Raw genomic sequence first — 8,368 nt, 5'->3', positions numbered from 1 at the left:
GTCCACGCAGTGACTGCCGTTCGCACGGGGACGGCGGCGGGGCGTCGGATGGGATCACCGGCTCGGTGAACCGCTCACCTCGCTGCCTGTTTTCTCCACCGCGGGCCTGCGCTCCGGCACGGTGAATACCGCGAGCAGGCAGAGTATCGCGACGGCGAAGCATATGAGCGTGTACCAGAGGTTGCCGAGGGGATCCCCGTTCTCGGTCACACCGTCCACGGCCGCGAAGAAGTCGGGCAGCGCGGTCGCCCAGAGAAGCGCCATAACGCCCAGGTACACCACGCCGTACCACCGGGCGAACTCACTCGTATACCCCGGAATCTCCGTGGTTTCCCGGCGCACCCGCGACCATTGCCGGGCCAGGGTCGCGGTCGCCACCATCGAGACCACGACCAGTTCCAGCGCGTAGATCACCCCCCGAATAGCCGTGCCGCCCATACCGAGCACGGTCGCCGGGATCGGCAGGATGAATGTGCCCGCCGAGGCGAGGAGGCCGACCACGATGGTGCGCCAGAGCAATTCGATCCCGGAGAAGCGCCGGCCCTGCTCGATGTGGCGGCCCACGAACCACTGGACACAGAAGGCCAGCGACATCGGCCACAGGGCGGCGAATACGACGACGCTGGGAAGCGGGACCGAATCGAACATGGGCTGGTTGATCGGATTGGTCGTCGACCACTCCCACCAGCGCAACTGGGGGCCGAGGTGGTCGAAGATCTCGTAGAACGCGTGGTGTACGAAGCCGACGCAGGCCGCGCCGACGAGTACACCGTGGCGCCGGAACACGCCGAGCATCCGAACGATATCGAAGGAGACCGTCGCCATGAACGGGTAGATCGCGACAATGTAGAGCGGCAGTCTGCCCCACAGGAAATCGACGGTGAACACATTGTGGGCGAACATCGTGTCCACGTGTTCTTCGATGCCGAATGCCGCGGGGAAGTACAGCGGGGGTTCGATGATGAACAGGTAGGCGGTGGCGCCGAACCACAGCACCAGGTTGGTGGGGTCGCCGTGGCGGCGCAGCCGTACGACGGCGAGCGCGAGCGCGAGCACCGCGCCGATGACGATGGTGAGTTCGAGAACCGGCAGGGTCCAGTTCTCCAGGGCGAAGGGATTGCGGAATTCGACGAGCCCGCCGGCCTCCTCGCAGGAGAAGCCGAGTTCCGTTGTGAGCCGGGCGAAGGTGGGAGAGCAGTGATCGGCCATGGGTCCGGCTCCTAGGATGTGACCGGTGCGGCGGTGTACCAGCGTTGCACGTCGTAGCCGGCGTCGTAGCGTTCGAACCACTCACCGGCGAGTGCGGGCAGTTTCTCGTGGGCGGGATTGTGGCCGGGCAGTTGACTGCGGACGATGCCCGTCAACGCGGTGAGCTGTTCGCGCCGCGGCAGATCATCGAATGCCCGCGGCATCGGTCCGTCGTTGGTCGGGCGCAGCCCCGGAACCCACTTGCGCAGCGTTTGCATGCGCCGGTACCTGGCGAACATCGCCAGCGCGTCGACCTTGCGTTCCTCCAGGGGTACATGCTTGTTGAAGCTCGCCGAGGCCAGCTTGATCACGTCGAGCACGTGCTTGAAGACCGAGGGCGCCATCCGCATCCGGTAGACGTCGCTGCCGACGACGGAGTCGAAGATGATGAGCGCGGAACTGCGATGCTCGACCTCCTCGACGAAATGCCAGAGGAACAGTGATGCCACGCGGTCGTCGCCGGGGCGGAACAGCGCCGAGTCGTTGTCGAGCATCAGCTTGAACACCGGGGTGAACGTCGCCTCCAGGTCGGCGGTGTAGGCGAGGCGATATTCGAGGGGGGTGTCCCTGGTGAGTTTGTCGAAGGCGTCGATCACTTCGTCGAGCGTCTCCTGGAGTCCGGGGTAGTTCCGGATGAGGCCTTTCACGTGCTGGCGGTGCGCGGTCGAGTGCTGGCCTTCCTGCCGCATGAACGCGTCGGCCTCCTCGGCTACCGCCGGATCGGTGATCAGCGGTTTGGCCTGCAGGATCATGTTCACGATCATCTTCTCGAAGCCGATCGCCAGGAACGAGACCACGTTGGCCATGCTCGAGAAGGCGGGGTTTTCCGGGTTCCACAGAAACGGCACGTCGTATTCGTCGAACGCGAAGTTCATCTTTCGTACTTGAAGATCGGTCACTGTTCCCTACCTCGTCTGACGGATGCGGTGGTGGCGCTCGACGCCGCCACGACGAAAGTAACCATACACACAACTGTCTACACGTATGATCACTTTCGTGTGTTTCACCGCCTCACGCCCCGACAGCGGGAGATCGGCCCTGTGATAGCGTCGGGCCTCTGATCCGGAGTAAGTCGGTGAGCCTTCCGCGGGAAGGAACGAGCGGCCGGCTCGGTTCTCGAGCCGAGGAAGCGGGGCGGTGGCACGAAGGCGCGGGTGGGGCGGCAGCCCACCGGACAGCGACGAAGAAGCGTCGCGTCGGATCGTCGCCGCCGCCGTCGAGCTGATCGCACGCACGGGTTCGGAGATCGGTATCGCCGATGTCGCCGAATCGCTGGGTGTCATCCGTCAGACCGTGTACCGGTACTTCCCCAGCGCGGAGACACTGATGAAGGCCGCGGCCATCGCGTCGGTCGACGGATTCCTCGACCGGCTCGCCGACCACGTGCGCGGCCTGACGGATCCGGTGGACGCGATGACCGAGGCCGTGGTCTTCACCCTGACCGAGGTCCGTCGAACGCCGCATCTGGGCCTGCTGCTCACCGGTAGGTATTCCAACATCCACAGCGACGGCATCACCTCCGACGAGGCGAAAGCCTTCGGCATGACGATGATCCGACGCTTCGACGTCGCCTGGGAACGCTACGGGTACGACGACGAATCCCTGCACGAACTCGTCGAATACGTCCTGCGCACCATGCAGTCGTTCTTCGCTTCACCGGGCAATCCGCCGCGCGGCGGCGACGAATTGCGACGCTATCTGCGTCGCTGGATGGGATCGGCGATCATCGCACAGGCGAAGGTGGGCGGCGGGGACGACAACCGGTCCACTCGGTAGAAGCCCTCCGGCCAGGTGTCGGAGGGCTTCCCGGATATGAATGCTTGCCGGCTCAGGGCCGAGCGAGACGCGGGCGAAGACGCCGGATCAGCATCCGCGGCTCTCGCGGTCGACGCCGGCGGTGTCGATATCGAGCTGCTCCACCGAACGCCCCATGGAGCTCGCATCGTCGTCGAAGCGGTCGCCCCTCGACTCGTCCTGCCCGGTGGCACGGTTTCGCGCCGCGGTGCCGGTCTACCCGGCCGGGGTCGCGTCGTAGTCGTCCCAGCCGGCATACCGGGGATCGATACCGTAGTGGACGAACAGTTCGTCCTCGGCTTCCGGGGTGATCAGGCCGTCACCCTCCAGGTGGGGCGCGGCTTCGACAGTGTCCTTGCGGACTCGCACCTGCAGTTCGTCGGCATTGTTCCCCCGCATCCGTGCCCCGGCCAGGGGCGCCAGTGAATCATCGCTGAACAGCCCGGTGCTGACGGCCGCCCAGGTGGGCAGGCCGGACGCATTGTCAACATAGACGCGCCTGACCTTGCCGATCTTGTCGCCATCGGAATCGTAAACGGCGTCGCCGATGAGTTGTTCGACTTGCCGGCCCATGTTCTTCCTCCTCGCTTCGTATCGCATACGGTGCTCGTCCGAATATGGCGGCTCGGCACCGCGCAATGACAGGTATCGAGTCGGTCGATCGCGTCGGTCCGGCGTGCGCTCAACCGCTGGGCGGAACCCGCACCTATGGGATGGCCGGGTCATTGCCCGGCATAGCGCAGATTCCACCATGAACCGAGTTCGATCGGCCGCTGACAAGCGGTTCGGGCACACAATGGCTACTACCCGGCGAATCGAGGAGAAAACAGGAATATGCCCGTGGACATGCTCGAATACAACTCCGAATTATCGGCCGGATATCGGGGCAACCCCACGGCGAGCACAATGATTCGGGGCGTGACGGCTCGGTTCTCCGGCGCCTCAGCTGCCCATGAGACGGATTTCGTTGTCCAGTTCGGTGGCCTGCTCGGTCAGGGTCGTATCGTCCGGGCGGTCACCGATCCGGGCCACGAGGTCGGCGCGCGAGACGATGAGCAACCCGAGGATTTCGGAGGTGGAACCTTCGAGCCGTACTCGCCCCTCCTCGAGGACGAGACGCGTGTCCGGTTCGTCGGCGGCCAGGAGCCGCCGCAGATCTTTCTCCGTGACCAGGGCAGAAGAATGTGCACCGGGTTGCGCCGGCGTCGATGCGGATGTCCCGGGATTCGTATTGTCGGCGTTCATAGTGGCCGGTTGCCCCGAGGATGCCGAGGGAAACCCGGCCGGCGTGAGCGACCGCCGCACCCGTATCCGTCGGCGGACGAGCGAGATACCCCATGGCCGGTGATCCGAATTCCGGATCTCGTCGCGGCACCTCCGGATTTCCGGTGCCCCGACGAACGAATGGAACTCTTCGCCACCGAGGTCGTGCCGCGGCTGTGCGGCTCGCACCGTACCGGTACGGAAACAGCACGGGCGTGCTGTTCCGTCCGCCACGACCGGAAAGCCTCGATGCCGGTAGTGCCAGTGGTCACATGCGGGGCTCGAGGATTGCATTCGATCTCCGGCTCGGCTTGATTCATGGACGCGCCGATATCGATACCTGGGAACACAGTCACAGAAACCTGGGAACACAGTCACAGAACCGTTGATCGATCAGCCGACTCATAAGGAGTGACGTATGGGAACGAGGGAACCCGAGCCCGGCCCGAGTCCGGCATCCGGGACCGGCACCGCCGCCACCGGCCGTGGCGACACCGCGACCAGGCGCCGGCTTCGAATTCGTTCCTGGCTCTCGCCCGTCGCGGTGGTCACCCTGCTCATGGCATTGCTGTCCACGGCCTACCTCGGTTACGTGATACACCCCGAGGACAACCTGCACGACTTTCCGATCGCGCTGGTGAACCGGGACGAGGGGGACAGGCTCGGCGATCGACAGCTCAATATCGGCGACCAGGTCACCGAAGCGCTCACGACGAATATTCCCGAGGACAAGGTCGATCTGCGGGTCGTCGGTATCACCGAAGCGCAGAACCTGCAGCGGGACGGTGCCATCTACGGCGCCATCATCATCCCGAGCGATCTGACCAAACGCCTGTCGATCCTCGGCACCGCGAGTGTGGTCCCCGGCGATGTGAGCCGACCCGTCATCACCGTGCAGACCAACCCCCGCACCGGCACCTATGCCACCCAAATCATGCAGCGCATCGCCGACCAGGCCATGCAGCGGGTCAACTCCGAGGTCGGGCGGCAGCTCACCGAGACCGTCGAGTCCCAACTCGCCCCCGCGCCCGGCGCGCCGCCCACCCAACTGTCCGGAGCGAGCCGGCTGGCACTGGAAAAGCCCATCGAGGTGATCGTCGATCCGTACCGTCCGCTGCCGGACGGCACAGGCAACGGTTTGTCGGCGTTCTTCTACACCCTGCTCGTGCTGTTGGCGGGATTCACGGGGGCGATGATCATCCACATAATGGTGGACTCGGCACTGGGTTTCACCCCCACCGAATACGGCCCCTGGTACGTGCACTATCCGCCCACCCCGCTGTCCCGCCTGCGCACCCTGCTGATGAAATGGGGCACGCTCACCGTCGCCGCGCCGATCGTGTCGGTGGTGTTCCTCGGCGTCGCGAAGCTCCTCGACATGCCGGTCGACCACCCGTTGGCCCTGTTCCTCTACAGCACCCTGGCCGTCACCGCCGTGGGCGTCACCGCCCTGTCCATCCTCGCGGCGTTCGGTGCGGCGGGAATGCTGCTGAACCTGATCCTGTTCGTCGTCCTCGGGCTGCCTTCGGCCGGCGGAACGATACCGATCGAGGCCACCCCGAAATATCTCTCCTGGCTCGCCGCCTTCGAACCGATGCATCAGATATTCCTCGGTGTTCGCGCCGTCCTCTACTTCAACGCCCACGGCGCGGCCGGTCTGGAGCGGGGCACCTGGATGGCGGTGTTCGGCCTGGTCTTCGGCTTGGTCTTCGGAGCCCTCATCACCGCCTTCTACGACCGGAAAGGCCTGACCCGCGCGCCGAACCGGTCCGACACCGACACGTAGTAACCGATCCGCGGCCGGTCGTGAGTTTCGTCCGGAGCGGTGATCGAACGGGGTGGTGGGCCCGATATCGTCGGTAGGTCCGCCCGAGCGCGCTGGTTCGATACGGAACCTCGATGCGCCTCGATCGGGTCCCGGGCGATCTCTCCCGCCCGGTCGGGCTCTCGGTGCCGGTCGCCACCGTGGTCACGGTCGTGACGACCTATCTGTCGTTCCGACAGAACCGGCATCCGCTCGGCTTGCTCTTTCCGGTCTTCGCGTTCTCGGCGGTGGCCGCCGCTCCGGGCACCCTCGACACCGTGCCGGTCGCCGCTGTCGTCGCCGGTGGTTGGGCGGTGTTCTCCTGGGGGTCGGGAATGCCGGTGCCAGTGCGGCCCGTGTGTGCAGGACGGTGTCGGTAGCGGAGCCCAACCCGCCCATCGGGGTCGACCGAGGGCGTGTGGCGGCAGGCGGCGCTGTCCGGCGTCGGTGTCGTCGTCGGGCTGCTGGTGGGTCTTGCGGGGCGACAGGTGTGGGAACGTGGTCAGCCGAGCCACGAGGTGCCGTGAGCCGGAGTGAACGCCGATTCCGTTTCCAGCCAGACGGCGCCGTCGGCGGGCAGGATGTGATCGGTCAGTGGCTCGCCGGCCAGCAACACCCGCATGTGCTCGGGTAGGGGAAGCGGCGGACCGGAAATGTTCACCAGGCACAGCAGGTCGGGTGGGCGGTGCAGCGCGAGGACACCGGGCGGGGCGGGCAACCAGGACCACGGTCCCTCGCCGAGCGCCGGATGTTCCGCACGCAGGCGTAACGCGGCGCGGTAGAGGGCGAGTATCGAGTTCGGATCCGATTCCTGGCGCTCGGCCGTATGCGATATCCAGTGTCGTGGCTGCGGCAGCCAGGGCTGTGTATCACCGGGACCGAACCCGAACGGTGGTCGGGAATCCAGCCACGGCAGCGGTACGCGGCAGCCGTCCCGGCCGCGTACCGTATGCCCTGAGCGCTGCCAGGTGGGGTCCTGCAGTGCTTCCTCGGGCAGGTCCTCGACCTCCTCCAGACCGAGTTCCTCGCCCTGATAGAGGTAGACGCCGCCGGGCAGGGCGAGCATCAGCAGCAACGCAGCCCGGGCGCGCCGCCGGCCCGATACCAGATCGACGGGAGCGCGCGATTGGTGCTGTGGCCCCTCTCCCCGGGTACACGTCCGCCCGTACCGTGTGACATGCCGGGTGATGTCGTGATTGGACAGCACCCACGTCGGTGGCGCGCCGACCGCGTCCAGCGCTGTGGTGGTGCTGTCGATGACCGCGCGCAGCGCGGCGGCGTCCCAGGAACAGCGCAGGAAATCGAAGTTGAAGGCGGTGTGCAGTTCGTCCGGTCGCACATAGCAGGCCAGCCGTTCCGGTCTGGCCACCCATGCCTCGGCCACGAAGATGCGATCGGCGCCGTAGGAGTCCGAGATCTTGCGCCAGCCGCGGTAGACCTCGTGCACTTCGTCCCGGTCCCAGTGCGGGTGCCGGGCCCGGTCCGGTGGCTCCATGACGTCCTCGTGGTCGACCGGGATATCGGGGAGACCGGGGTGCTTGGCCAAACCGTGCGCAACGTCTATCCGGAACCCGTCCACGCCCCGATCCAGCCAGAAGCGCAGGATCGCCTCGAACTCGGCGCGCACATCGGGATGGGTCCAGTCCAGATCGGGCTGGGTGGAATCGAACAGGTGTAGATACCACTGCCCGTCCGCGACCTGCGTCCACGCGGAACCCCCGAACACGCTTTTCCAATTGTTCGGTGGTCCGCCTCCCGGCACACCGTCGCGGAAGAGGTAGCGCGCCCGCTCCGGTGATTCCCGTCCCGCGGCCAACGCCGCTCGGAACCAGGGGTGCCGGTCGGAGGTGTGATTGGGCACGAGGTCGAGGAGCAACCGCATTCCCTGGTCATGGATCTCGGTGATCAGCGCCTCCGCCTCGGCCAACGTACCGAAGCGCGGGTCGATATCGCGGTAGTCCGCCACGTCGTATCCGCCATCGGCCATAGGGGAGGGGTACCAGGGGGTTATCCACAGCGCGTCCACACCGAGTCCCCGTAGATACGGCAGCCGAGATCGGATTCCGCCGATATCGCCGATCCCGTCACCGTCGCCGTCGGCGAAACTGCGGATATAGATCTGATAGATCACCGCGTCGCGCCACCAGTGAGTATCGGCAGACACCATCCGCGTTCTCCTCTCGGACTCGCTCCATGGTGAATAGCCCGAACACCGCGGTCGTAATCGTCTCCGTGCCGCCGGACCGGCCGCATCGCGTC

General features: G+C 66.0%; 8 protein-coding genes. 3 read left to right on the top strand and 5 right to left on the bottom strand.

All coding sequences use genetic code 11. From position 1 onward, the window contains the following. Positions 1-54 precede the first annotated feature (54 nt). Positions 55-1,209, bottom strand: a complete 1,155-nt coding sequence (locus tag ON20_RS22260) for a hypothetical protein (RefSeq protein ID WP_040838265.1) — start codon at positions 1,207-1,209, stop codon at positions 55-57. Positions 1,210-1,220: 11 nt separating this feature from the next. Beyond that, entirely contained in the window at positions 1,221-2,147 is a 927-nt protein-coding gene (locus ON20_RS22255; RefSeq protein ID WP_040838263.1) for a metal-dependent hydrolase, read from the bottom strand. Between the two features lie 238 nt (positions 2,148-2,385). On the opposite strand from ON20_RS22255, the gene ON20_RS22250 reads away from it, so the two are divergent. Next, positions 2,386-3,024: a TetR/AcrR family transcriptional regulator gene (locus ON20_RS22250; RefSeq protein ID WP_040838261.1), complete on the top strand. Its 639-nt coding sequence runs from the start codon at positions 2,386-2,388 to the stop codon at positions 3,022-3,024. Between the two features lie 234 nt (positions 3,025-3,258). Here the strand turns inward: ON20_RS22250 and ON20_RS22245 are convergent, their stop codons facing one another. Together ON20_RS22245 and ON20_RS36655 are read right to left on the bottom strand one after the other, a co-directional pair. Further along, entirely contained in the window at positions 3,259-3,615 is a 357-nt protein-coding gene (locus tag ON20_RS22245) for a PRC-barrel domain-containing protein (protein ID WP_051163088.1), read from the bottom strand. 369 nt (positions 3,616-3,984) lie between these two features. Beyond that, entirely contained in the window at positions 3,985-4,287 is a 303-nt protein-coding gene (locus ON20_RS36655; protein ID WP_157228943.1) for a hypothetical protein, read from the bottom strand. Positions 4,288-4,723: 436 nt separating this feature from the next. On the opposite strand from ON20_RS36655, the gene ON20_RS22235 reads away from it, so the two are divergent. Together ON20_RS22235 and ON20_RS22230 are read left to right on the top strand one after the other, a co-directional pair. Further along, positions 4,724-6,091: a YhgE/Pip domain-containing protein gene (locus ON20_RS22235; RefSeq protein WP_083865133.1), complete on the top strand. Its 1,368-nt coding sequence runs from the start codon at positions 4,724-4,726 to the stop codon at positions 6,089-6,091. A 113-nt stretch (positions 6,092-6,204) separates the two neighbouring features. After that, complete coding sequence (locus ON20_RS22230; RefSeq protein WP_040838258.1) at positions 6,205-6,489, top strand: hypothetical protein; 285 nt, start codon at positions 6,205-6,207, stop codon at positions 6,487-6,489. A 122-nt stretch (positions 6,490-6,611) separates the two neighbouring features. On the opposite strand, the gene ON20_RS22225 is transcribed toward ON20_RS22230, so the two are convergent. Continuing rightward, on the bottom strand, positions 6,612-8,276 hold the full coding sequence (locus tag ON20_RS22225) for a glycoside hydrolase family 13 protein (RefSeq protein ID WP_051163086.1): 1,665 nt from the start codon (positions 8,274-8,276) through the stop codon (positions 6,612-6,614). Between the last annotated feature and the right edge of the window lie 92 nt (positions 8,277-8,368).

Source organism: Nocardia brevicatena NBRC 12119 (assembly GCF_000308495.1).
Classification (GTDB): Bacteria; Actinomycetota; Actinomycetes; order Mycobacteriales; family Mycobacteriaceae; genus Nocardia; species Nocardia brevicatena.
Note: the sequence above shows the minus strand (reverse complement) of the source record. Positions and strands in the feature narration are given on the sequence as shown.